The sequence below is a fragment of the Algoriphagus jejuensis genome (assembly GCF_039523455.1).
Lineage (GTDB): Bacteria > Bacteroidota > Bacteroidia > Cytophagales > Cyclobacteriaceae > Algoriphagus > Algoriphagus jejuensis.
Genome location: NZ_BAAAFI010000006.1, coordinates 137,515 through 163,563 on the forward strand (window position 1 = coordinate 137,515; position 26,049 = coordinate 163,563).

General features: G+C 47.8%; 13 protein-coding genes, 1 tRNA gene and 1 pseudogene. 8 read left to right on the forward strand and 7 right to left on the reverse strand.

Annotated elements, in window-relative coordinates:
- Positions 1–9: 9 nt before the first annotated feature.
- From ABD031_RS07595 to ABD031_RS07620, 6 genes are all read left to right on the forward strand, one after another.
- A complete protein-coding gene (locus ABD031_RS07595) occupies positions 10–303 on the forward strand; it encodes an ATP-dependent Clp protease adaptor ClpS (RefSeq protein ID WP_343849992.1) in 294 nt (97 codons plus the stop codon).
- Positions 304–314: 11 nt separating this feature from the next.
- A complete protein-coding gene (recR, locus tag ABD031_RS07600) occupies positions 315–923 on the forward strand; it encodes a recombination mediator RecR (RefSeq protein WP_343849994.1) in 609 nt (202 codons plus the stop codon).
- A 50-nt stretch (positions 924–973) separates the two neighbouring features.
- Positions 974–1,047 (forward strand) — tRNA-Ala (locus ABD031_RS07605).
- A gap of 556 nt (positions 1,048–1,603) precedes the next feature.
- Entirely contained in the window at positions 1,604–6,541 is a 4,938-nt protein-coding gene (locus ABD031_RS07610; RefSeq protein ID WP_343849996.1) for a PKD domain-containing protein, read from the forward strand.
- A complete protein-coding gene (locus tag ABD031_RS07615) occupies positions 6,538–7,560 on the forward strand; it encodes a PorP/SprF family type IX secretion system membrane protein (protein WP_343849998.1) in 1,023 nt (340 codons plus the stop codon). Before ABD031_RS07610 ends, ABD031_RS07615 begins: the two co-directional genes overlap by 4 nt.
- Positions 7,561–7,753: 193 nt before the next feature.
- Positions 7,754–7,909 (forward strand): hypothetical protein, encoded by a 156-nt coding sequence (locus ABD031_RS07620; RefSeq protein WP_343850000.1) that lies wholly within the window; start codon positions 7,754–7,756, stop codon positions 7,907–7,909.
- Positions 7,910–8,085: 176 nt separating this feature from the next.
- Here the strand turns inward: ABD031_RS07620 and ABD031_RS07625 are convergent, their stop codons facing one another.
- Positions 8,086–8,364: a cupin domain-containing protein gene (locus ABD031_RS07625; RefSeq protein WP_343850002.1), complete on the reverse strand. Its 279-nt coding sequence runs from the start codon at positions 8,362–8,364 to the stop codon at positions 8,086–8,088.
- Positions 8,365–8,493: 129 nt separating this feature from the next.
- Between ABD031_RS07625 and ABD031_RS07630 the strand changes: the two genes are divergently transcribed.
- Positions 8,494–9,198, forward strand: coding sequence for a LytR/AlgR family response regulator transcription factor (locus ABD031_RS07630; RefSeq protein WP_343850004.1), 705 nt, complete (start codon positions 8,494–8,496; stop codon positions 9,196–9,198).
- Between the two features lie 390 nt (positions 9,199–9,588).
- On the opposite strand, the gene ABD031_RS07635 is transcribed toward ABD031_RS07630, so the two are convergent.
- The 6 genes from ABD031_RS07635 to ABD031_RS07660 form a co-directional block, all read right to left on the reverse strand.
- Positions 9,589–13,629: a hybrid sensor histidine kinase/response regulator transcription factor gene (locus ABD031_RS07635; protein WP_343850006.1), complete on the reverse strand. Its 4,041-nt coding sequence runs from the start codon at positions 13,627–13,629 to the stop codon at positions 9,589–9,591.
- A gap of 240 nt (positions 13,630–13,869) precedes the next feature.
- Positions 13,870–16,155 (reverse strand): GH92 family glycosyl hydrolase, encoded by a 2,286-nt coding sequence (locus ABD031_RS07640; protein WP_343850007.1) that lies wholly within the window; start codon positions 16,153–16,155, stop codon positions 13,870–13,872.
- A 293-nt stretch (positions 16,156–16,448) separates the two neighbouring features.
- Entirely contained in the window at positions 16,449–18,290 is a 1,842-nt protein-coding gene (locus tag ABD031_RS07645) for a RagB/SusD family nutrient uptake outer membrane protein (protein ID WP_343850009.1), read from the reverse strand.
- A 32-nt stretch (positions 18,291–18,322) separates the two neighbouring features.
- On the reverse strand, positions 18,323–21,310 hold the full coding sequence (locus tag ABD031_RS07650; RefSeq protein WP_343850011.1) for a SusC/RagA family TonB-linked outer membrane protein: 2,988 nt from the start codon (positions 21,308–21,310) through the stop codon (positions 18,323–18,325).
- Positions 21,311–21,999: 689 nt separating this feature from the next.
- Positions 22,000–22,755, reverse strand: coding sequence for a hypothetical protein (locus tag ABD031_RS07655; RefSeq protein WP_343850013.1), 756 nt, complete (start codon positions 22,753–22,755; stop codon positions 22,000–22,002).
- Between the two features lie 141 nt (positions 22,756–22,896).
- On the reverse strand, positions 22,897–24,549 hold the full coding sequence (locus ABD031_RS07660; RefSeq protein ID WP_343850015.1) for a hypothetical protein: 1,653 nt from the start codon (positions 24,547–24,549) through the stop codon (positions 22,897–22,899).
- A 273-nt stretch (positions 24,550–24,822) separates the two neighbouring features.
- Here ABD031_RS07660 and ABD031_RS07665 point away from each other — a divergent pair.
- A pseudogene (locus ABD031_RS07665) lies at positions 24,823–25,890 on the forward strand (IS3 family transposase).
- Positions 25,891–26,049 lie beyond the last annotated feature (159 nt).

Below are 26,049 nucleotides of genomic sequence, written 5' to 3' on the forward strand. Positions count from 1 at the left end.
TTTTGCAAAATGAACCAACTTACTGTAGCCCAGCCATACATTGAGGAATCGGAAATCCTATTGGAAGATTTGCTGGATCAGGAATCGCTTGATCTGGTGGTCTTTAATGACGACTTCAATACCTTTGAGCATGTCACTTCCGTATTGATGAAAGTGTGCAAGCACTCTCACGAGCAGGCAGAACAGTGTACCTTGCTAATCCACTACAAAGGAAAATGTGCTGTAAAAAAGGGCTCGAAGGAAGAACTCAAGCCCATGTGTGAAGCTATCCTAGATGCCGGAATCCAGGCAGCAATCCTCTAAATTCGACCCCATTGAATTTCCCCTCCAAGTTAATTGAGGATGCTGTCACCGAAATCTCCCGACTTCCGGGAATCGGAAAGAAGACGGCGTTACGTCTGGCACTACATCTTTTGAAGCAAAATGAAGCCGTCACCCAGGCCTTGGCTCTTTCATTGACCCACATGCGGGAGCAAATACGTTATTGCAGAAATTGCCACAATATTTCCGATCAGGAGGAATGCAGCATTTGCCAAAGTCATCGACGTGATAAGACCACCATATGCGTGGTGGAGGACATTCGCGATGTACTGGCCATCGAAAATACCAACCAATACCAAGGCCTTTATCATGTACTTGGTGGAGTCATCTCTCCGATTCAAGGCATTGGACCAGAAGAGCTTAACTGCGAAACCCTCCTCAACAGAGTATCTCAAGGCGAAGTATCGGAGATTATTCTGGCACTCTCCGCTACAATGGAGGGAGACACGACCTCATTCTACCTGAGCAAAAAACTAAGAGAAACCGGTGTCAAAGTGAGCACCATCGCCAGGGGCATTCCGGTGGGTGGTGAATTGGAGTTTACTGATGAAGTCACCCTAGGGCGAAGCATCCTTACTCGAATAAATTATTCTCAGGAGTAATTTTTTCTTTTGGATAGAAAAAAGCTAAGTCTATATTTGCAGCCTCTTAAGGGGGATTAGCTCAGTTGGCTAGAGCGCTACACTGGCAGTGTAGAGGTCATCGGTTCGAATCCGTTATCCTCCACTTTAAAAACTTCGCAGAAATGTGGAGTTTTTCTTGTTTTCAGCCAGTTGACCAGAACGTCCCGCTCGCTAGCGGGAAGGTTCCCGAAAAATCGGGACAGGCTATCGGTTCGAATCCGTTATCCTCCACTTTAATAGCTTCGAGGAAATGAGAAGCTTTTTCTAACCCATACCTACCAAATAATCACCGTTCTAAGAATCGAATTCCACCAGATAGCTCCACTTTAACCAGTTTTCGGACTGTGTTTTTTTCAGCATTCACTGATTTTTTAGACAATTCGCGGTGATTTGTCGAATTACAAAACTTTGTTATTTGATTAAAAAATCTAATTCTTACTTTAGGAATCCAAAATGTCTTTTTGACCTTGAAAAAATGCAGGTTGCCGCCTGAGCAAGTGTATCCTGCAATATGCTTTAGATTACAACTTCAATAATCTTCCTTTTTTTAAGAAAAAAGGATTTGTAGAAATGGAGTTCAAGCCTTTGCGTATTCTCCAAGCAGAGCAAAAGCAGTTTTTCAAGTTCATTGACAAATAGACAATTGATTGGTTTTTTCCATGGCGGCAAAGTTGAAACAAAGAGTAGCTCTTTTTCTCTTATTTATCGGACTTACAATCGGTTCATTAACAATCTTCGGCGCGGAGCGAAATTGGGATTCCCTAACTCATTTAGTTCTGTTTTCGAAAAATCTTGCCGCCCCCAGCGCAGACTTTACTTTTTCGCCTGACGGAGATTGCGCGAACGTACCGATCAAATTTACCAATGCGTCGTCTGGAACGGATCTAACCTATGAATGGGATTTTGGAGACGGAACAAAATCCACCTTGAAAGACCCTTCTCACACCTTCAATTCTGCCGTTGGCAGCGGAACAAAAAATTTCACCGTAACTCTAAAAGCAACTGATAAGGAAAACGTCACCGCCACTGCCACCAAAACAGTCTCAGTAAAAGAAATCCCTTCCCTAATTGTAAATAGTGATCAAGAGGTGACGACTTTTGAAAACCTGCAGTTCTATATCGTTTGTGAAAAACAACCAGTCGAATTCACTTTTTACAACGGGAAAAACACTTCAGAAAACAACATCAACTATCAGATCAATTGGGGAGATGGCAGCCCTATATTCGAAGGCGCAGATTGGACTACTCTCAAACACACTTACAAAGTCGGAATATACAATGTCACCTACACCGCTACTTCCGCCAACGGATGTACGGTTAGTAGGAAGTTTGGGGTGTTTGTCGGATCCAACCCGGCCGTGGGTATTTCCAATCCCGGAAATACCAATGTTTGCTTAAATCAGGAGCTTACCTTTCCAATTACCGGAACAGAAAACAACCCGGCCGGGACGACTTACACGGTTACTTTTTCTGACGGCACTCCTCCTGAGGTTTTTACGCATCCGCCTCCGCCATCCGTGTCGCATATTTTTACCGAAGGTTCCTGCGGAAAATATGCAGATTCATTTCAAAATTCTTTTTCTGTCAAAATAGTAGCAAAAAACCCCTGCTCTGCCTCTCAGGCATCTGTAGTGCCGATCTACGTATCGGAAACTCCGAGACCGGAAATCCAATTGTCCTCAAGTACCATCTGTGTGGACGAGACTCTCACGATCGGCAACTCCACTGATTTCAAAACAGAAATAAGTACTACAGGCAGCTGCAACGACACCCGCAGATTCGTATGGGAAATCAGCCCGGCAACCGGCTGGACCTTGACAAGTGGAACACTAGGCTCGCAACCAAACCCTGACGCTCCCAACTCTTGGACGTCCGGATCGGAAAGTATTTCTCCCATATTCACGACACCCGGCACTTACTCAATTAAACTCACTACAGGCAATCGATGTGGGAATGCGGAAATCACAAAAACGGTCGTCGTAGTGCCCCGCCCCGCCCCTTCTTTTACGCTTGAGTCCAATGAGGTCTGCGGACCGGCCACAGTCAAGGCAACCAATACCTCCAATATATTGGGAAAAGGCAGTGATGGAACCTACAATTGGACGGTGAGCTATACAAACGGAACCTGCGGATCGACTTCGGATTGGAAGTTTGACGCTGGATCAGACAAGAATTCGGAAAATCCAAGCTTCATATTTACCAACCCTGGAGTCTACACTGTAAGACTTTCAATCACGGAAGTCTGTGGCACGTTTAGATCTGAAGAAAAAATAACTGTCACTGCCCCACCTTTAGTTTCGATCGCAAGTGTACCTCTGAGTTGTGGCCCCGTAACTTTTACCCCTAAAGCTACCGTAACCGCCTGCGGACCCGACGCGCCTACCTATAAATGGACTTTCGAAGGGGGGATACCTGCCTCATCAACGTCATTTGATCCCGGTCCTGTAGAATTCAGTTCGGCAGGGGAGAAAAAAATCTCCCTTGAAGTCACCTCTGCCTGTGGCACCACGATAGCAGAAAGAATCTTCACCGTCGCTAATCCTCCTAAAATCGACCTTGGGACAGACCAAGAGATCTGCAGAGGACAAGACATCATGCTGAGCAGCTTGGTAACAGAGGGCAGCGGAACCTATACTTATCAATGGACGAGCAATCCAATCAGTACCATCTCGCCTCCGACAGCAGCAAATATCACAGTCAAGCCTGACAAGACTACCGTCTACACGCTGACTGCGACGGACCAAACTACCCAATGCAAAAGCTCCCAACAAATTTTAGTAACGGTGATTCCTGCGCCCGTGGTCCAGTTTAGCATCCCTGATCAAGAAATATGTTCGGGTGAAACAATTCAGGCCGTAGCCCTCACCTCGTCTCCCATTGGAGAGACGATCACCTGGGATTCAAATGCAGGAGAAGCAACGGGAGTAATAGCGTCTGGAACAAATGAAATCCCTGCGCATGCCATTCGAAACACCACAGGCAAGCAAATTAAAGTAGTCTTTACGGCCCTGATCCCCAATCCAAGCCAAGGCAACTGTTCGGTAGCTCCTGCCTACTATACCGTGACCGTAAATCCTGAGCCAGTCTATGCAGATAGTAAATTAACCATATGTAGCAATGAAGAGATTGACTTTACCCCAGCTGGATTGATAGCCGGCTCCAGTTTCACATGGACAGTCAGTGTACCCGCAGGCATAAGCGGAGCTACCAACTCAAGTCAAGCCGAAAGCTCCATAAAGCAGCAATTGCAAAACAACACCAATGGCCCGCTCACGGCCATCTACAGCGTAGCACCGTCGATCGGAGTTTGCGCAGGCGGGGATTTCACTTTGGAAGTGACTGTGCAGCCCTCACCTTCCATTACTTTTTCCGAAGGAGATCAAAACCTCTGTACAGGTGCTTCCTCGAAAGAAGTCCGATTCACTTCAGATGTACCTGGAGCGACCTTCACGTGGACGGCTGATCCGAAAGGCGTGCAGGGCGTAGTGACATCAGGAACAAACGCCCTAATTCCAGCCCAAAGCCTCATCAACCCTACTCGCGCACCGATCACAGTAGAGTACAAGATAAATGTGGAAACCACGCTAGGCGGGTCTTGTGCGGGGGTTCCGAAAACTTATCGGATCACCGTCAACCCATCGATTGCAGTGGCTGAGGAAGTTTCAGATTTTGCAGGATATCAAATCAGTTGCTTTGGAGCCGCAGACGGAGCAATCAAGCTCAATCCTACCGGAGGAAATGGAGTCTTCACTATTACATGGACAGGTCCAAATGGATTTTCCTCAAACGCTGGCAGTATTGAAAACCTAGGGCCGGGTAACTACCAAGTATTGATCGCAGATGAATATGGCTGTTCTCTCAACAAATCCTTTACGATCAACGAGCCAAAAAATCTGAGCGCTTCGTTGGTATCAACTACGAAAGTCCTTTGTGCCGGAGATGAGACCGGGGCTATCCGTCTGGCTGTTGCCGGTGGAGTAGATACCTCTCCGTACCAGTTTGAATGGAAAAGAAACGGAGGGTCATTTCCCGCTACGACCCAAGATCTAGACGCCATTCCGGCGGGAACTTACGAGGTGATTGTCAGCGACGCGAATGGATGTACCTCTGTCATCTCGGGAATTGAGATTATCGAGCCAGCAGCGGCCATTGCCATCAACTTTACCAAAACGGATATCAGCTGCTACGGTGCCAATGACGGCTCCCTTGATCTGGATGTCAGTGGCGGACTGCCTCCTTACTCAATCAATTGGTCCTTTGGATCGACCCAAAGTGGATTTGACAACCTAGGCCCAGGAGATTACACCCTGACTGTATCCGATCAGAGCGGCTGTATTCGAACACAGACGATCACTATTGAAGATGCTCCGTTGTTCGCAATAGATCCTGAGGTCAAAAACGTGTCTTGTTTCGGAGCTAAGGACGGCTCTATAAAACTTAACTTCGTCGGTGGATTTGGAGCCACCACGATTAGGTGGGATCATGGTGCTCAGCTCGAAAACCTGTTTAATCTAACTCCGGGGCTGTACGGAGTCACGGTCAAAGATCAAACGGGCTGTGAAATAAGAAGTGAATACAACATCATCGAGCCGGCACTTTTAGCCATGGAGCCGCAGGTCATAGATGCATTGGATTGCGCCAATCCACTGAGTGGCGAAATAACTCTAGGCATTTCTGGAGGCACACCACCCTTTTCGATTGTTTGGAGTAACGGGCAAACCAATCAAAATCTAACTGGAATTCCAGCAGGCCAGTATTCAGTTGCCGTTACCGATGGGGCAGGCTGTAGCATCAATAAATCTTTCGAAGTCAAAAGACCGGCGGCCCTCACCATCTCTGCCTTCCAAAGCACCAATGCCCAATGTGAGCCTAGAGTGATCGAAGAAAAAATCCAAATTGCTATCGCAGGAGGGGTGGCCCCTTACACGATTTCGTGGTCGGGCGGAACTATCTCTGCAGACAAAAAAACGATGACCACAACTGAAGCTGGCTACTACCAAGTAACAGTGATAGACGGAAAAGGATGCTCCAGCACTCAATCTTTTGAAATCCAGAACAATGAAACGATTGCTAGATCGGAGATCCAATCTGCCGCTTTTGACCAGTATAGTGCCTACTTAGTCAATTTTGAGATCGAATTCTGGAACAGATCTTTTGGTAAGATCCTGGCTTATCACTGGGATTTTGGCGACGGATCCGAAAGTTTTGAAGAACATCCGAAGCATACCTATGAAGGAGCCGGAGATTATCAAATCACTCTGACGGTTACTGATGTATTCGGCTGCTCCTTGGTGGTCAAAAAGGAGGTAAGTGTAATCGACTATTACCTGATCGTCCCTAACGTCTTTACACCTAACGGCGATGGAATCAATGATTATTTCTTTCCACGATTTGTGGGAATTGAAGGATTGGAATTTTGGGTACTGAACAAATGGGGAGAAACCATCTTTCATACAAATGATATGAATTCCGTCGGCTGGGATGGAAAGCTGAACAATGAACTTTCCACACCGGGAAATTATGTGTACAAGCTTCAGTTTAAAACTCTAGACGGAAGAATTCAGACCAAGACAGACCTCTTTTTGCTACTGAAATGAGAAAACTATTGTTATATATTCTCCTGACGATAGGAATAGCATCGGGCAGTTACGGACAGGATTTTCACTATTCACAATTCTATGCTGCTCCTTTATACTTAAACCCAGCGCTGACGGGCAGCACTGAGCTATCCCGTGTTGGGGTCAACTACCGTAAACAATGGCCTGGGTTGGATCAGGATTTCAATGCCTATTCCGCCTATTTTGATCATTACAGCTTTGACCTGCGGAGTGGCATCGGCGTAGCCGTGAATAGTTTCCAAGAAACGAATTTCAATATCAACACCTCGGATATTTCCTTCTTTTATTCGTATAACCTACAGATCGCCGAGTCGTTGAATTTCCGAATGGGTACTCAGGCGTCAATCGTCCGGAGAAGTGCTGCTTTGGACAATCTGGTATTTGGTGACCAAGTAGATCTTTTTAACAGAACTATCAATCCAAGTACTATGGACAACGTTCCCGACTTTGATCCTTACTCCTATTTGGATGTTTCTTTTGGTGGACTGCTGACGGGAGAGAGTTTTTGGCTAGGATCTGCATTTCACCATGTCAATGAACCCAATCTGAGTTTCTACCCCAATGATGAAACAGGACACTTGCCAATCAAGTGGAGCGTACATGGAGGATGGAATTTCCCCTTGGGATCCAGTCAATACTTCGGTTCCAGGTACGACAACATGGCCTCCATTATGGCCAACTATAAAAAACAGGGGGCATTTCAGCAGCTTGACGTCGGCACACAGTTGCTTTACCGATCTGTCATCTCCGGCATCAGCTACCGAGGAATTCCCGGACTGAGAGATATGCCCAACCAAGATTCCATCATTTTCATGCTCGGACTCAAGCTGGAAAACGGGATGGTGATTGGCTATAGCTACGATTTCATGGTCTCACCCATCGGCTCTCAGACCAAAGGCGCCCATGAACTCTCCATCAGGTATCAATTCCTGATCGGCGACCCCCGCTCAAGAAATCAACGAAGCCGAATACTGAAGTGCTTTGATTTTATGATGTAGATCGAAAAGTGAATTTTGAAATGAACGCATTCGCCTAGGAATAAAAAAGCCTGGCCCTTCTCTCCCAAATAATTCTCGCCCATTGAACTTTCCCAATCTAATAAATCACCATTTCTGATGAAGTCGCTCAGAAAGGGGTGAAATACTTTTGATTGAAGCCAAAATTCATTTCCCAATCAAAACGCCAAAATACATGCTCCCCCTCGCAGCTTTGCCCGTCCTGCCCGCTTTCTGTGGAAATTCTGACTGTAAAAACTGCTCACTCGACGGAGACTACATTGGCGAGCTCTATGGAGTTGAACTCAAAGTAGCCCAAGATATCGATGGGAAAAAGTGTAAAAAGCTTTAAGGGTTTCAGCTGGATATTTTATAGTAAGACGCGTAATTCGTTTTTTAAGATTTGATGCAAAGCTAAATTGAGGTCATGGCAATGGAATGTCTAGGGCACGAGACATCGCCTGTGCAGTTGAGCCAACTTGGCAACAGCGCCACTGATAATTCAAAGAGCAGTATTTCAAAAACCATTTAAATCCAACCCAATTCTTTGGCCGTCATTTCATTATCCACATTGCCTGTATGCAAAGTACCTTTCGGTTCGAAGAGCAGGTTTAATACAGTTTCTCCATTTGTATGCGGTCTGTGTTCGACCCCTTTGGGGATAATTAGAATTTCACCTTCCTTCACTTTTACGGTACGGCCATCCCGAAAATCCATCAAGAGGGTGCCTTTAAATACCATAAAAAGTTCGTCCTCGTTTTCATGACTATGCCAAATAAAGTCGCCTTTAAGTTTACAAAGCTTCACATATTGACCGTTGAGTATCGGGCTGAAAAACTTGAAAAAACGTCTGGAACTTGTCTATCAAAATCGGCATGAGCTTGAAATATCCCCGGATCTTGCAGGATTCTACAAGGTCCGACTAAGGCTTAGACTATGAGTATCAAATGCATCATTGTGGATGACGAATCTGTCGCCCATGACATCATCCGAAAATATTGCTCGCTGCACCCCAATCTGCAGGTGATGCGGGATTGCTACGATGCCATCGAAGCCATTGAATACCTCCATGGCAATCCGGTGGACCTAATCTTCCTTGACCTCAATATGCCCAAGCTTCGGGGCTTTGAGTTTCTCAAAACGCTCCCGCATCCGCCTAAGGTAATCGTGACGACCGCCTACCAAGAATATGCATTGGAAGGCTATGAACTCAATATTGTAGATTACTTATTAAAGCCTTTTTCATTCGAGCGTTTTTTGAAGGCCATCAACAAGGTCACGCTGGATGTGCCCAAATCAGCGGCAAACCCTCCCAATGACACTTTATTAAGAAAGCCAGGCCGAACCTTTTTGCGGGCCAACAACAAGGATATTCAAGTTGCTTTTGAGGACATTTTGTTTGTAGAGGCCTCTGGAAACTATACCAAAATCATACTCAAAGAAGAAGTAATCACCCTTCGGGGAACGCTTTCATCAATCATGGAGCATATTCCAAACGAGGATTTTATTCAAGTCCACCGATCGTTTATTGTAGCTAAGCGACATATAAAGAGCATTGAGGGAAACGAGGTTTTTATTGGTAGCTATTCAGTGCCTATTGGAAAATCGCACAAGAGCCAGGTAAATCAGCTTTTGAAATAACTGGAACTGGATCACGGAGCGCTCAAGGAAGCGGTCTAGCGCTTTTCTTGCAATTCAAACGCATCGATTATTGAGGATTAATAGGCTAAAAGGGATTTTTTCCGCTAATATTTCAGGGGGAAATTAACCTATTGAGCTCGCCCACAAGTCCAGATTGGCGGTAAAATCGTCTTAAAGATGGAGTAAGGCCTGCATTGAAAGCTGGAACTGAGCTTTGGCAGCAAGGTCTCGACGAGCCAAGACCCAAGCAGATTATGGAAAAATTGTAGGAAAAATCCTTTCCAGTCGCATCGCGGCCACATCCTTTGGTCTTCAGCTAAAGCTGAGATCCTGGCCCGTTCGGCTTTTCAAAGTGTCACCCGAAAAGCCTTCCTCCCGAGGGGGGCTATCCTACTTCGTCAGCGTACTCGGAGGGAACCCAAACTGCTTCTTGAAGCACCTGCTGAAATAGAGCGGATCGCTGAAACCAACCCTATCGGTGACTTCTGACACGGTGTAGGACTTTGTCTTCAGGAGCTGGGCGGCTTTTTTCAACCGGATCGTACGCACAAACTCATTGGGTGCCAAGCCGGTCAATTCCTTGATCTTCCTGTAAAAGGTAGAGGAACTCATCGCCACTTCCTGGCATAGAAATCCCGTGTTCAAATCCGGGTCGTCCAGCTTGGTCTCGATCAGGTCGGTGATCTTTCCCAAAAATTCGGCATCAAAGGGGGAATGTGCCAAGCCCGCCGGCTCACTCTCCATATCGCTGGAGAATTTCGCTTTCAGCTCGCGCCGAGAGCGCAGGATATTTTCGATCCTGCTACGCAGCAAGACTGGATCAAATGGCTTCACCAAATAGCCATCCGCGCCGGAGGTATAGCCGCGGATCTGGCTCTCGTTGTCGGACAAGGCCGTCAGCAGCACTATGGGAATATGGCTGATCTCCTCGGTTTCCTTCAATCGATCGCAAAACTCCATCCCATCCATCACGGGCATCATCACATCGGCCACGCACAGCGCGGGAGATTCCCTGAGACAGATCTCCAGGCCTTCTTTGCCGTTTTCGGCAAGCAGCACCCGATAATAGGCCGACAGATAATCTTTGAGGTAAGTCCTGAGTTCCGAATTGTCCTCCACCACCAGGATCAGCTCACGCTGCTTGCTCGGAGTCTCTACCTTAGATTCTGGCATTCCCAGCGGCTTCACCTCCTCAGTTGGCTCTTTTTCTACTTCGAAAATCTCACCCGGAAGATAGGCTTCCCGCTGAATAGGCAGCTCCAGCGTAAATACACTTCCCTTGCCTTCCTCACTCTTTACGCTTATCTCTCCCTTATGCAACTTCACCAGATCACGCACCAGCGAAAGTCCGATGCCGGAGCCGGTGTTTTGGATCCGATTGTTGGGAGCTTGGTAGAACCGGGAGAAGATCTTTTCCATGCTCTCGGCGGGGATTCCGACCCCGTCGTCACTCACCTCCACCAGCAGCCAAAGCCCATCCGCCTTTTGTCGGGTGTCGAGGAAAAGATCCACCACGCCATTGTCAAAAGTGAACTTCAGCGCGTTGGACAGGAGGTTGTACAGCACCTTGTCGTACTTGTCCCGATCGATATACCCATGGATGGCTTCGCTTTCGCAGGCCATCCTAAAGCGGATATTCTTGTCCCTGGCCAAGTCATGAAAGGAACTGAAGGTAAGTCGGGTATGCCTCAGGATGTCCGTATTGGACACTTTGAGGCTGAGACTTCCTGATTGGGCTTTTCTGAAATCCAAAAACTGATTGACCAACTTGATGAGTCGGCTGGTATTCTGGTCGATGAGTTGATACCTGCTCAGTTGAAAATCCTCTTCCTTGCTGCCTTTTTCCTCCAGCAGCTGTCGGATCGGCCCTAGGATCAGCGTGAGGGGCGTACGGAGTTCATGCGCGATATTGGTGAAAAACTGGAGCTTCTCTTGATTGAGGTTTTCGTCCCGCTCTCGCTGGACTTTTTCGATCAGCAATTCCTGTTTTAGCTGCCGTCTCGCCCGCACCAGCCTTCTGACCAGGATAAACACTACGACCAACAGCATCGCCAGCAGGATAAATGCCTGATAGGTCAACCAAAATGGAGGCCGGATATGGATGGCATAGGACACCTCTTCACTCCAGACCCCGTGGCTGTTCATCGCCTTGATCTTGAATACATAATCCCCAAAAAAGAGGTTGGTGTATTGGACGGAGCGCTGCGGTACGTCGACCGTGTTCCAGGTTTCATCGAAGCCCTCCAGCATGTAGCTAAACTTGTTGAGGCGCTCATTGATGTAAGCAGGGCTGGAAAAAGTCAAGGAAAAGTTCCGGTTGATATAATCGAGTTCCAGTGTCTTGGATTCATTGATGTCCCGATCCAGAATAAGTTGACCATTCAGCTTCTCTCCCACCTGCACCTCTTGGTTTTGGATGCGGACAGAAGTGATAAAAGGCTTGGGTGACAGCTCATTATTGACGAGTTGTTTGGGAGAAAAGAAGATAACCCCCTTGCTTCCTCCCAGGTACATGCTGGAATCATCAGCCAGAAAAAATCCCCGATGGCTAAACATGTCCAGGCGGTTTCCACTCTCTACATAATAGGTTTTCAGAACCTCCTCCTGCACCTGATAGTTGGCTACCCGGTTGTTGTTCATGTTGAGCCACAGCTCGCCGGAGGCATTTGTCTGAATATCGGTGATCCATCGACCTTGTAATTCGGCGGCGCCGAGCACCGGAGCAAAGTCATCTAGCTGCCGGTCATACCTATCCAGCCCCAGCCTGGTAGCCGCCCAGACATTCCCTTGATAATCGACCTGTATATCGCTGATATCAGTGTGAGAAAGCCCCTGGCCAGACTGGCCCTTGGCGGTGTAGAGTTTGGAGATCCCGCTATTCGGATCATACTGCACTGCTCCCAGTGTGGTGGCATACCAGATGATGCCCTTGCTGTCCACCCGAAGGCTATTGACTACCTGAGATGGCAAGACGGGGGAAAAATCCTCTCTCATGCCCCAATTGGAGCGATGGACCAGTCGGGAGCCGCTGCCGTGGGAGCCAATGAGCAGGCTGTCCTTGCCATAGGCCGCAAAGTTGGTAATCGGAGAAGTACTAAACCCCAGGTCAATAAGCTTGGAAACCTTTGTCCGGTAGTTGTATTGCAGGATTCGCCCATCCCACAGTCCGCAGTAAAACTCCACCCCATCCACCGAAAATATACTGGCGATATCCTCTCGCGGATCAAAGAGATGGACAAACCTCCCATTGTTTTTGACGAAGATGCCGTTGTGTCGCGTGGCCACCACGGTGCTCCCGTCATAGGCTTTGGCAAAACCACGGATGAGCGGCTTTTGATATCCGATGAAATTGGAGATATCCCGGAAGTATCTAAACTGGTTGGCGTAGGGATCAAACTTGTCCAGGCCATTTTCGGTCCCCACCCAAAGGGCTCCCGACTGGTCAAAAAACAGAGAAGTAACGAAGTCATCGGACAGCGAACCGTCGTTGGAAAGCTCGGCAAAGTACCACTCGAAGTTCTTCCCCGCCACGTCCTCCAACCGATCCATCACCAGCAAACCGCCCAGCGTTCCGAGCCAGTATTTCCCTCCCGGAGCTCGTGCTATCGAATTGAAGTAGGGCCCGAGCTTCTCCCGTACTGCCCGATCTTGGATATACAGGTTTTCAAACTGGTCTTTGTCAGAATCGAGCTTAAAAAGTCCGCTTCGGGTTCCGACAAAGATGTCGGCTTTATGGTCTTCGTAGATGAAGTTGAGGTAGGGATTGGTGTTTTGCGAAAAAGGTACTTGAAGCGTATAGGTCTTGGTCTGCTTGATCTCCCCCGAAGCGTCAAGTTGCAACTTGGCAACTCCGGCACTTTGGTAGCTTCCTACCCACACATTGCCTTGGGAGTCCTCGATGATCTCCCGTATATAGTTGAATCCCGGAAGTGGGACTTTTCGGAAGGTGTTCGTCTTGGGAGTAAAGATAAAAAGCCCCTGATCCCGGGTGCCAACCCAGACCTGATTGAATCTATCCACATGCAACGCACGGATCTCCTCATCCTGCAGGCTGTCAGGCTCACCCGGGCTGGCATGAAAAGTCTGGAAAACATGGATATCCAAGTGGTAAAGCGAAATCCCATTTCTCGTCCCAATCCAAAGGTGTCGTGAAGCTTCATCGAGCTCTAGTGCTGTGATGTCATCGTTGGGTATCGTGTTGGGCTGGCCTTGGGTGCTGACAAAAGGCTCAAATTCGTAGCCGTCAAATCTGCTGAGTCCCCCGAAGGTTCCGATCCAGAGGAAGCCTTGCTTATCCTGAGCAAAGTGCCGTATAGAGTTGTGCACCAAACCATTGTCCTCGCTATAATGCTCAAACTTGATCTGCTGGGCGTACAATCCCGGCATCGAGCCCAAAAGGACAACTACTAAAATCAGAAATCGGATAATCATTCCAGGAAATCTTGGGCAATCTTCACTCAATTTGGCAGCAAAATAGCTAGCCAGGGCAGTTCACTTTTTCGCGAAAGCCAGTCTCAAGTATACCCCATTTTTGCCCAAGACGCAATCACTATTACATGCCTTGCCCGAGGGCAGTTTGAAAGCCTCTAGATCTAGATTGACAAAAAAATAACCGTGCACGCAAATCCCAATTTCGGACTGCATGCACGGCTTAGGTCAAGCCTCAAGCTGCTATTTATCGGCAGTTGGAGCCATTTCCAGCACCAATTCCCCACCCTTGGAGAATGCGTCCTGCCGGACTTTATAGCCTGTCACAGGAGTACCGTTAAGCACGGCACTTTTTACATAAAACCTGTCAGGCCCATTGTTGTTTGTCTTGATCACAAAGGTCTCACCGCTGTGGTACTCCGGTTGAAGCTGTATGGTGATCTTGTCAAAGATCGGGCTTCCGATCTCGTAGGCAGGATTTTCTTCCGTACCGCCGTTCATCTGGAAGATGCCCATCTTCATCAATACCGCCAAACTTCCCATCAAGCCTTGGTCCTCATCGCCAAAATAGCCGGTAGCCGGAGAGAGTCCGGAGAACACCGCATTGACGACTTTTCTGCTCCAATATTGGGTCAAATCCGGTCTGTTCAAATGGTTGAACACAAAGGCTGTCTGGATCGAAGGTTGGTTGCCATAGTTGATCGGCACTCTTCGATATTCAGGATGAAGTTCCTGTGCGTGGGAATTGCCAGAAGCAAAGTTTTGCTTTTCCGCAGTTTGGAATTGGACGTTTAGCTTTTCGACCGCCTTTTCGTCTCCCCCCATCAGCTGAGCCAAGCCCGGAAGATCATGGGGTACAAACCAGGTGGACTGAGCGCCATTGGACTCGATGAAGCCATGCTCATACTCGTAGGGATCAAAGTCCTCAAACCATACCCCATCCACATTCTTCGGACGCATCCAACCAGTGGTCTTATCAAAGACATTCTTGTAGTTGGCCGAACGAGCCATAAAGTACTCGTAGTCCTCCTTGTGTCCGAGTTTGGCAGCAAGCTGAGCCAAGGTCCAATCCTGATAGGAATATTCCATGGTCAGGCTGGAGCCATTTTGGTGACCACCAAACCTGCCTTCAGGGATGGGATACGGGACGTAGCCTTTGTCAAGGTAGTAACGCAAGCCTCCACCCATCTTGGTGTTGTGCTCATAGCCTGCCTTTTCCATGATTCCACCCGGCATGTGGTTTTTCTTCAAGGCTTGGTAGATAGCTTCCAAGTCTTCGGTCACGATGCCTTTTTGGATTGCAGTCACTAGAAATGGCGTCGAAGACGCACCGGTCATCACGTAGGTATAGTTGCCTCCAGACGGTCCTCTAGGTACCAGTCCCCCATCCTTGTAATATTGCATCATCGAGTGCACAAACTCCTCCATGATGTCTGGATAGACCAATCCCCAGAGGGTATTGAGCGTCCATTGCGCTCCCCAGAAGGAGTCCGAGTTGTACTGGTTAAATTTGGGGCGACCCTCCTCATCCAGCGGCAACTGTCCAATCCTAAACTGAGCGCCTGTATAATCCGGATAAGCTCCGCCAAAGTCACTGATCACTCTGCGGCCTTGCAGGGCATGCCACAGGTCGGTATAGAACCTGCGTTGCTCTTTCTCAGTGCCACCTTCGATCTTGATCCTGCCTAGCATCTGGTTCCATTCGGTCTTGGAATCAGCTACCACCTTTTCAAAGTCCCAATGAGTCAGCTCCGCCTCCAGGTTTGCCTTGGCATTGGCCAGGGAGGTATAGGAAATAGCTGCCTTCATGAGGGTCTCCTTACCTTCACTGTCAGTATGGACCAGGAAGTTTCCGGTAGTCTCATCCTTTTCCACTTGGAGAATATCCTGGTTGAGCTGCACGTAGAAGAACAGTCTCACTGCCTTGGGTCTCCGGGTAGTCTTTTGGATCGTCAGTTCGCCGGACAGCGTGCGCGGATCTACTTGGGTGAGGATCCCCTCCAAGTTGTCATTGGGCCCCAGCGTTCCATTGAGATTGAAGAGAATCCCCGACTTGCGATCGCTCGGAAAATCGTATTGATGGAAGCCGACCCGCTTGGTGCTGGTGAGGGCTACATTAATATCATATCGATCCAGTTCCAGGGAATGGAAGCCGGGAGTGATCTTTTCCGTCTCGTGGCTAAACTTGGAGGCAAAGTCTCCAAAGAGCTCCTGCGTGTTGCCGTCCTCAAAGGTGACAGGCATCACCGATAGCCCGGAAAGTTGCCAGGCATGGATGTGGCTGAATCCTTTGACGGTGTCGACTTTGTGTCTATAGCCACTTCCCCAAGCTCCCTCGACCTGCGTGTCGGGACTGAGGTTGACCATACCAAAGGGACGGGAGGCAGAGGAAAAGAAAAACCATCTGGAATTCTCCGTGTCAAGCGTGGGATACACCATGTCGGAAAAAGATTTTTGGTCTTTCGGCTTATCTTCAGACTTGATTACTTTGACGCATGAGCCTAATGTCCCGAGAATCAGACAAAACAAGATTTGTATAGATAGATTTTTATAATGCATTATTTTCTTTTTAAACCGGGCCTTTTAAAAGTTTTTATTTCGTTTAAGCCAATAAAACTCCAATTTTCCTTCTAAAACTAATTTAATTTTTGGGTTTTGAGGTTTTGTCCAAGTAGCAACTTTGTCTTTTGACCAATATACTTGTAGAATTTGATCATCTGCCTGCTCGACAAGCAGTTTAAAAGGCAGGCAAAAACCTTTGCCTGCCTTTTTTTTAATCTATACTAAAACATGCTGGATGGACTATGTGTCAAACGATGCAATTAGTACCCCTCGTTTTGAGAAATAGAAGGAATTGACCGATCGATCTCTTTCTGAGGAATTGGACGCAGGTAATGTTTCTGTTCCATCTGACCGACTGCGGCCGTCCAAGGGTTCATCTTGCTGGTTCTTTCAATCAGCTTTCCTGTTCGTTTCAGATCAAACCAACGGCTATACTCGCCCATCAATTCCCTTGCACGCTCGTCCAAGATCATGTCGATATCCAGGTTGCCTTTTGCTCTATATGACACCGTACTCAAAGAAGTCAGGTTGGCCGGCTCGGCGGCACGCAGTGGTTCACTGCCTGCTTTCGTACCCAAAGCTCTGTCAACAATCTTGTTATAGTACACTTCTGCTCCTCCGAGGCTACCGTTAGATGCACCTTTCAGGATAGCTTCAGCAACGATCAAGTAAGCTTCAGCTGAACGGAACAGCGCATGGTTGAATGTACCTTGAGCTTCGTCATAAGGGATGCCCGGCTGCCAGAACTTCCACATCAGCGGAGTCATGTCCTTGATATGGTATGGAGTTAGGTCGTTGACTCCAATCTCATCGATGTTCAATACCGAGTAGCGCTTGCTTCCGCCCACGTCCATGCCTTTTTCAACATTGCTGGCAGGCTTGTTCCATGGTGGGAAATACATTACCGTGTCTCCCTTGGCGATATTGATCTTGGTTGACGGATTTTTGAGGTTTGGCACAAAGTCACTTACACTTTTCATCGCATACATCGCTTCAATGAAGTTGTGGTGGTAACGAGTATCCAACTCAGGATCAAACAGTCTATAAGTCGCCGGAGTGACGATGTAGGTATTTCTGCCTCCATTTCTGTTATACTCCGGAGTTCTGCCTAAGGAACCAGGGATACTTTCCGCATCACCACCGAAGATCGAGTGGTAGTCATTCCCTACCTGATACTGACTAGGCTCATCGTCGTCACTGCCGTTGGTGAGAATATTGTCACTAAACTGGACTGAAAAGACGATTTCCGCGCTCTTATCATTCTGACTTGGAAATGTTTCCAAAAGTGGGTTTTCGGCACGAAGCGGAAACAACTTGTGATACTGTGACTCCAGCGGATAATTTGCAATGACCATGTCGGCATACTTCACAGCCTTGTTGAAATCCTCCGGGGTTCCTCCCAGAGAATTATTGAAGTTCCAACCTCTGGTGAGGTGAACTCTTGCCAATAAGAACTGTGCAGCGCCTTTGGTAGCTCTGCCGTACTCCGTTGCTCCTTTGGCAGGAAGTACCGCCTCGGCTTCTACCAGATCGTTGATTATCTGATCATAGACCTGCGATGCAGGAATCTTGTCCACTTCTCTGCTGGCAGTAGTGGTTTCCGTCAAAGGCATTGGGATATCACCCCATTGCTGGACGGCATAGAAATAAGCATATGCTCTCAGGAACTTAGCCTCGGCTACTCTGATAGCCAGCACACCAGGATCCATCCCTTTCACATCCTCTTGTCTCGAGATTGCCGTATTGGTTCTGGAGATTTGCTTGTAAAGCAGGTCCCACAGTGCAGTACTCTGGCCCAAACTTGGGTTAAAACGGACATCGTACACATTCAGGACATTCCCTTGATTCCCAGTAGCCGATTCATCCCAGGCAGTACTTGTGAACAGGTCGGTACCCATAAATACCAAGTCACGCTCCTTGTGGATTTCTCTCAGCTTGGTATAGTTGGACCGGACTAGATCCTCGAATCCCTGTGCCGTAGTATAATAATTGTCGGTAGTCTGGTAGGACAGTGGATTTTCATCCAAAAAGTCCTCGCAACTGGTCCCCGTGAAAGCAATTAGGGCCAGCGCTATTGTATATTTTATATTAAATCGTTTCATGTTTTTAAATTTTACTATCCGAAATAAGCCGATTAGAAAGAGACGTTTACCCCAAACAAGTACGTGGCAGTAGGCACGCCATCATTGTAGGTGCTGGAATTAAACTCCGGATCCATTCCATCAAAATCATAAAAGACGAACGGATTGCTCACCTGAGCATACATTCTGAATTTGCTGAAACCCATCTTGTCCAAGGCTGTTCTCGGCATGGTGAAACCGAAAGTGATGTCAGAGACTCTCACGAAACTTGCGTCCTGATATTGGATGGCCGTTCTGTATGGATTGGGGACACCCGGTCCATAGTAGTCATTGGTAGGATTGTTTACCGTCCAGTAGTTTAGGTTCAGCGCATTGTATCGCCCTGTACCCACTTCTCCCATCGTGCCGCTCAGCATGCTGTTTCTATACAATGCACCCTGGCTGGTGTAGATCATGAATGACAAATCGAAATTGCCGTAAGCAAATTTATTGGTCATACCCATGGTCCAATCAGGCTGCTGAGAACCAAGGACTCTACGGTCATCGATCCCGTTGTTGGTAGAGATGAGGCCGTCACCATTTTGATCTACGACCTTCACTGAACCGGGTACTTGCTTGTATCCAGAAGCGATGTCTTTCTCATCCAGTTGCCAGATTCCTGCAAACTCATAGTCATAAAGCGCCTGGAGCGGGTGACCTACGAAAAGGCCCGTGGCGATATCCGCCTGAATGCCGGCGCTACCGATAGAAACTACCTCATTGACGTTTTTGGCAAAGTTGATATTGGTAAACCATTTGAATCTGGATTTATCCACGTTGACCGTGTTCAAGGTCAGCTCAACACCCTTATTGGATACTTCACCGATGTTGGTGGTGACACTGCTGAATCCTGAGGAAGTAGGAATTTGCTCGTTGTAGATCAAATCCACGGTGTTTCTGAAATAGACTTCAAAGGCACCCCCGATTCTGTTGTTGAGGAATCCCATATTCAAACCGAAGTTCAATTCCTTGCTTTTCTCCCAGGTCAGTTCTTTGTCTGCCAGGTTTTCCGGAGCAAAACCAAATCCCGGAGCCCCGTCAAAATCATACACCGTCTTGGCCAGTCTCGCCTGAGTACTATATGGCGCTACGGCACTGTTTCCTACGAAACCATAACTCACGCGGAGTTTCAGATCAGAGATCGCACTGATGTTTTTGATGAATTCCTCATCACCCAATCTCCACGCTAAAGCTGCGGATGGGAAAAACTCCCACTTGTTTCCTTCGCTCAACTGAGATGCACCATCCCATCGGCCAGTAACAGTAAGTAGGTACTTGTCTTGGAAACCATACATCACCCTTCCCATGTAGGAAAGCAAAGATCTCTCCGTCAGTCTGGTGTCCAACTGTACCGGACGTCCTGTACCGAAGGCATACCACAGCGAATTGTATGGAATCTCATCCACAGAGCTATCGAGTTCTTCAAATCGCTCCTGGAATGTACTTTGAACACCTGTCACGGTGAAGTCATGAGCTCCGAACTTTTTCTTATAAGTAATGATATTATCCAGGGTGAAATTGGACAAATCGTCTGTTTGAAGGAAAGCTCTCGGTAAACGGGTTGTCGCCCGATCCTTGGTCATGGTACCTCTAAACTGACCCCATCTTGAATTGTCGATACCGGCAGAGAAAGATGATTTGATAGACAAGCCTTCGAAAGGAATCAATTCCAGATAGGCATTCCCAAAGAAAGTATTCGATCTGGTTTCATCCTGGAAGTTTTCCGGATCGATTTCGATAAGTGGATTCAATACCTGCTTGTCGTTGATGCCCATCCAAGCAGCATAGCCATTCCACGCAAAATCCTGGTTTTCGTCAGGGTTGAGGATATCATCGTACATCGCGACGCCAGTCGGACGCGCACGGTAAGCACTTCTCAAAGCTTCGTTGGAACCCAAGTCCGTTTTAGCAACGCTGTAGTTAGCCGTAAAACCAACATTCAGAAACTTCGTCAACTTGCTGTCCAAGCTTCCTTTGATGTTATATCGCTGAAATTTGGTGTTTTGTAAAGCACCGCCATCATTCAGATATCCACCTGAGAAATGGTAGTTGGTATTGTCGCTTCCGCCACCCACTGCGATGGAATGGCTTGTTTGAAGAGCCGTTCCGGAGATCTGATCAATCCAGTCTGTATTTTTTCCGGAGTTAACCATGTCCATCTCAGTCGATGTGAAAGGGAGGTTTTGGGTGTAGCCATTTAATTGACGATCGGTGACACTGGCCTGATAGAACTGCTGAGCATTCATCAAGTCCGGCAAGTGCGCTGGAGTTTTCACACCTACATAGCCGTCGTAGCTGACCGTCGGCTTACCTTTTCCGCCTCTTTTTGTAGTGACGATGATGACGCCATTGGCACCTCTGGAACCGTAGATCGCAGTAGACGAAGCATCCTTAAGGATATCCATAGACTGGATATCAGCCGGATTGAGGGCATTGAGATCTCCGCCCATCACTCCATCGATCACGACAAGTGGCTCGTTGCTGTAGTCAATTGAACTCAAGCCTCGGATATTGATATTGTATCCAGCTCCCGGTTGGTTGCTTTGCTTGGTCACAATCACACCAGCGGCTTGTCCTTGAATAGCCTTGGCAGCCTGTACGGGATTGCCACGTACGATATCTTCCGATTCAACCGAGCCAATCGCTCCTGTCACGTCCTTCTTTTCTACCTGACCATAGCCGATGACCACCACCTCGTCCAAGCTTGATGGAGAAAGGGTGAGCTTAATGACATAGTGGGACCGATTGTCCAGCTGAACCTCCTGGGTATCGAAGCCTATGAAGGAAATCGCCAGGGTGTTTGAAGTCCCATTTACAGCAAGGCTAAACTTGCCGTCCAAATCAGTCACCACGCCAACGGTAGTTCCTTTGATCAGCACATTCGCTCCGGGGAGGGGTTGATTTTGGTCATCGAGCACCTCCCCGGTCACGTTGACCTGAGCCCATGCCACGGTCGAGAAGACCATTGCCAAGAGCAGCAGAGTAAATTTTAATTTTTCCATATTTTGAGTTTATTGGTTATTTACGGGCTCAATGTAGTCGGCCTATGTCCCGCTCCATATGGAGAAATCATTCAAAAACATGGATGTTTTTTGCCAGAATCAGCGATCTGAGCTATTTCAGGCACTTTCAGGTTTTTTTTTCTAAAAAATGGTGGAATGATCGCAGTAAACTCCAGCCAGGAAATCGATTGCAATCGAAATCCTGCACGATTCTGGAAGATGGTAGACCCCGATGGTATTAGGCTTCGTTTCCAAAATACAACCAGGGAATCGTCAAATTTCGGCTTCGGATCGGCTGTGCTTGTCGGCCTTCCCTCCGGCAAAAAGTAAGAATAGTGCAGGGTTATTGTAGCCAAGGCTGAGCAGAGATTGGGGTAGCATGCAATGTTCAATCTCTACTTCTCTTAATTCCCGATTTGGCATTTCACAGGCGCAAACGAACTGGCTACGGGTTTCGGGGAATTAGCGCAGGTCTGAATTTCGAACTGTGGTTTATAAGGTTAAAAAATCGGCGAAGCCTCTCGAGACAATGCCCGGGATCTTCAGGAATTGAGCGGAGCGTGTATGCAGCCAAGCCTGCACCGACATCCGAGGTAGTTCATGATTTCAGAAAATCGATGGGAGTATGGGCGTATTGGCCCTGGCTGATTGCGATAAAACAAATTGCGCTGTCAACCGGGACAAGAAGGCTATTCCTCGCCTGCTCCTTCTTTGGAGTAAAAGCTACTGGGTTTGCTTTCCTTGGTAAGCGTGATACCTGTGAAATCCACCCGATTTCGCTCACCTACGATTTCACCTTCTTCGATCTTTTGCCAAGCGATGGAAGTGGGAAGAGTCACCCCGCTGACGTCGGTCCACTGATCGTACTTGATGACACTGGGTGGACCAGGCTTAAGTTCTTTTCCAAAAGTCGCTTTGTAACCCAGCCAAGCCATCTTGTAGTCACTGGGATCATAGTATAGTATATACACATCCGAGGGAGATGACCCTACGCCACCGTTGAAGGTAATCTCGATACCGGGATAGCTTGTACCCTCATATACGAGCGGTTCGGTCGTTCGATAGTTGATACCCTCATCCGCCAAGACGAAAGGCATCGCATAGAAATAGAACATGAGGTCGTGTCGGAACGCCGGATCCCCTTTGTATTCCTCCGCTTTATCTTTGGACCAAGCTGCAGTGCCATCAAAGCCAATCGCATAGGCGGGCGACTCCACCCGATCCATCCTGGAATGGAGGTCGATGGTATGTACCTCGTCGGCGCCTTCCTTAGGAATTGTGTACTGAAGAGTCTTCATCTCATCCCACTTTTCCAAACCTCCGTGTGCGTTTAGCACCTTTACCAATTCCTCTGGATAGCGATCCATATTCCGATTGGATTGAGGTTGCGAGGTGCAGGCAAACAGGACAAACGAGCCAAAAACTCCTAGCAGTAGATTTTTCATAGACTAAAATTGTCCACAATAAAGCGCTATCGCAAATAAAAACTGACCCGATTCACCGACCGCCCGTCATAGGCAGGACTCTGAAACCTGACTGATCCAGGCAAAAAGCCTTCAGTTTGGCACTACCAACTAGATAATCAGTCATTCCCCCTCTATTAAGGGCCAAGAATCAAAATTCCGGTTTAGCTCCTTGTCATTTTCCGAAATCATCACCCACTTGTCATTTTGTGCTTTGGGGTCATACTTGAGTAAAGGTCCATCGGGAAATTGAAATTGACTGTTCAATAGGGCTGCATCGGGATTTTCTTCCAGCACTCTCCCAAAAATAACAGCAGGCTCGACATCTTCGAAGACAGCGATTATTCCGATACTTTGGGTAGAATAGACAACTACGGACACATCATCGGCGCCAAGGTAGACCGACCAATCACCTTTGCTTTCTACAGCTTGCATATGCTCAGGTACCGATACCGGCCCTGCCGCGCAGGCGAAGTTTCGATAGACTCCCGTGTTATTCCATTCCATGAAATCATCGCCCGGACCTGCCACGTGGATCGTCTCGGATAGATGATCGGCATCGTCTTTTAGAAAAAGACAAATCGGCCTGGTGACGATCTCCGACCACTTGCCTCTATTCACACCTCCAGAGCTGAGGAGAAAATGCTTCCCTGCACTGCTGATCTCCGGTGAAGATTCGGGACCATGGCCCTGCAGGACAAAATAGCCTTCTTCTTTGTCAAATAACATCTTGACAAAAGCATCAGCAGGACGGTAGGGCATGCATGCCCCCATCATGGCATGGATGGTAGCTACGCCGACGTTTTGGTCATATTCTTCGATGTCGGAAAAACTCAGCCAGGATTTTACGAAGGCGGCGTGGTAATCCGTCGTGAGCTCTTGGATGCCCGCCTTTTCGTATCTCCTGCGCATCGGCGGAAAATGTTTCAAGTTAAGACTACTCAGGGCGTAGCTCCAGTTGATGTAGTCCAATACATCTCTGGCCTTTTGCCTCACCTCTTCAGAAGCAAAAGCTTCCAGGTTCAGCAAAGCGGTAATGGTGTAGGCTAAGTACGGGATGGAATTAAACTCGTACAGGCCATTGGTTTTCATCTCGTCCATGAGGAATAGAAGCTTTTCCTCCATCCCATTTTGCACGTTGTCGTAGTAGTCATCCGAATTTCGATGCTGACTGATCCATCTGTTTTTCAGATAGCGAGAGCCCTCGGTCATCAGCATGTGGTTTTCCGTCTCCATGACCAGGCCGAGCGTCCTGGGAGCCGTATAGCTGAACTTCCCCCCTTCTTCTGACAAAAGGACTTCCAGCATGTATTTTCTTGTTTCTGGGTAGAGGAGCTCTGGATCGTCGCCGAATTTCCAAAAGATGGTCGTAAGAATGGTGAGTGGAAAATCATAATCCCCCTTTGGATTCATAAACCAGGAAGAACCACAGTTTCCCCAAACAGTCATCTTCTGGAGGATTTCATTTACCTCGGATACATTCTCCCTCAGCATCAGTCTCGCCAGGAGAATCCTCGTGGTATTGCCCTTTTCAAGGAGCATATCCTCGGTGATTGGCATGTTGGCAATCCTTCGGTAGATGCTGTCGGTAAAGGCAGACTCAGTTTTCCACGCCAAAGTCCTTTCCCCTGGGACAGCGACGTTTCCAGGACTCATCTCAACATCTCGATAATTGATCGGACCAAAAAGCTGGGATTTGAGCTGTTTGTTAAACAGGACCAACAGCAGCACTATGCCAATCGGCATAATCATCATGTACTTTTTTAACTTCCTCATCTGTATAATTCATGAACTTTAGCCCGGCATGACTTAACCGCCATAAACCTTCCGCCCCACTTACTTCCCTTGTCGTCTATACGTTTACTCGTCCTCTTAAAGCCGCAGCTTGCCGATTTGAATCCTTGTTAGGCTCAATTGGGCTCAAAAAACTCAAGAAAAAATGAAAAGAAAAAAAAGGGAGGGCAAAATTGAGTCAATCCAAACTGTAAGCTCCCCTAAAAGTCGGCCATTTGAAAGTTGAATTGAAATTATCAATTTTAAATGGTTATTATGAAAAAATCGAGATTCACCGAAACGCAGATCGTCAAAGCGATCAAAGCTCACGAGGCCGGCAGATCTGCCGCGAGATGGAAGTAACCCCCACCACTTTTTATAAATGGAAACAGCGATATGGCGGGATGGAAGCCAGTGAGGTCAAAAAGCTGAAAGAACTTCAGGAAGAGAACTCCCGCCTGAAGCGGATGTTTGCCGATCTGAGTCTGGTGCATGAGGCACTCAAGGATGCGGTGGCAAAAAAGCTCTGACGCCTGATGAAAAAGGCATGCTGGTTCAGTTCATGGTCGAAGAACATGGGGTGAGCCAACGTCAGGCGTGTAAGACGCTTAGTGTGCCACGAAGTACTTTCCAGTATCAACCCAAACCAAAAAACGATATGCCCGTGATCCAGGCGTTGGAAGAACTGGTAGCCAAACACCCTGCCATTGGCTTTTGGCAGTCCCATTACCGACTTCGCAGAAAAGGGCACCGGTGGAACCATAAAAAGGTCTACCGCATCTACTCTGCCATGGGACTCAACATCAGACGCAGACACAGGAAGCGGCCGCCGGCAAGGATCAAACAGGCCTTCTTTAGACCAGAATCGATCAACCAGGTCTGGTCCGTCGACTTCATGAGAGTAGCCTTTGGAGCGGCAGGCACTTCCGGTTGCTCAATATTCTGGATAATTATAACCGGGAAATGCTGGCCATGGAAGTGGACTTTTCACTTCCTGCACAACGGGTGATCCGGGTATTGGAGTTTCTTGAGCTGGTCCGGGGACTGCCCAAAATGATCCGCGTGGACAACGGTCCGGAGTTTATCTCCCGTCTGTTGAGTCACTGGTGCAGGGAGAAGAATATTGAGATGGTCTTTATCCAGCCGGGCAAGCCGATGCAAAACGGCTATGTAGAACGCTGTAACGGATCGGTCAGGAAAGAACTGCTCAGCGCCAATGTATTCAATTCTCTGGATGAGGTCAGGAAAAAGCGATGGAATAGATGGAAGATTATGAACCGGGAAAGGCCCCATGAGGCACTTGGATATCGAACTCCCGTGGATTTATTGAAAGAACTAAAATGAACACATCTTTTGCTTTCCAACCGTTAAGCAGCGCAAAAGTGAATGCGGAAAGCGGCTCAAGACCGGTTGGCCTGAGCCAACCGCTCGCCTTGGTCTTGAACCGCTTGGAGTATTCACTTACCTTCACTTATCGGGTGAAAAATAAACTTTTGACTTCAA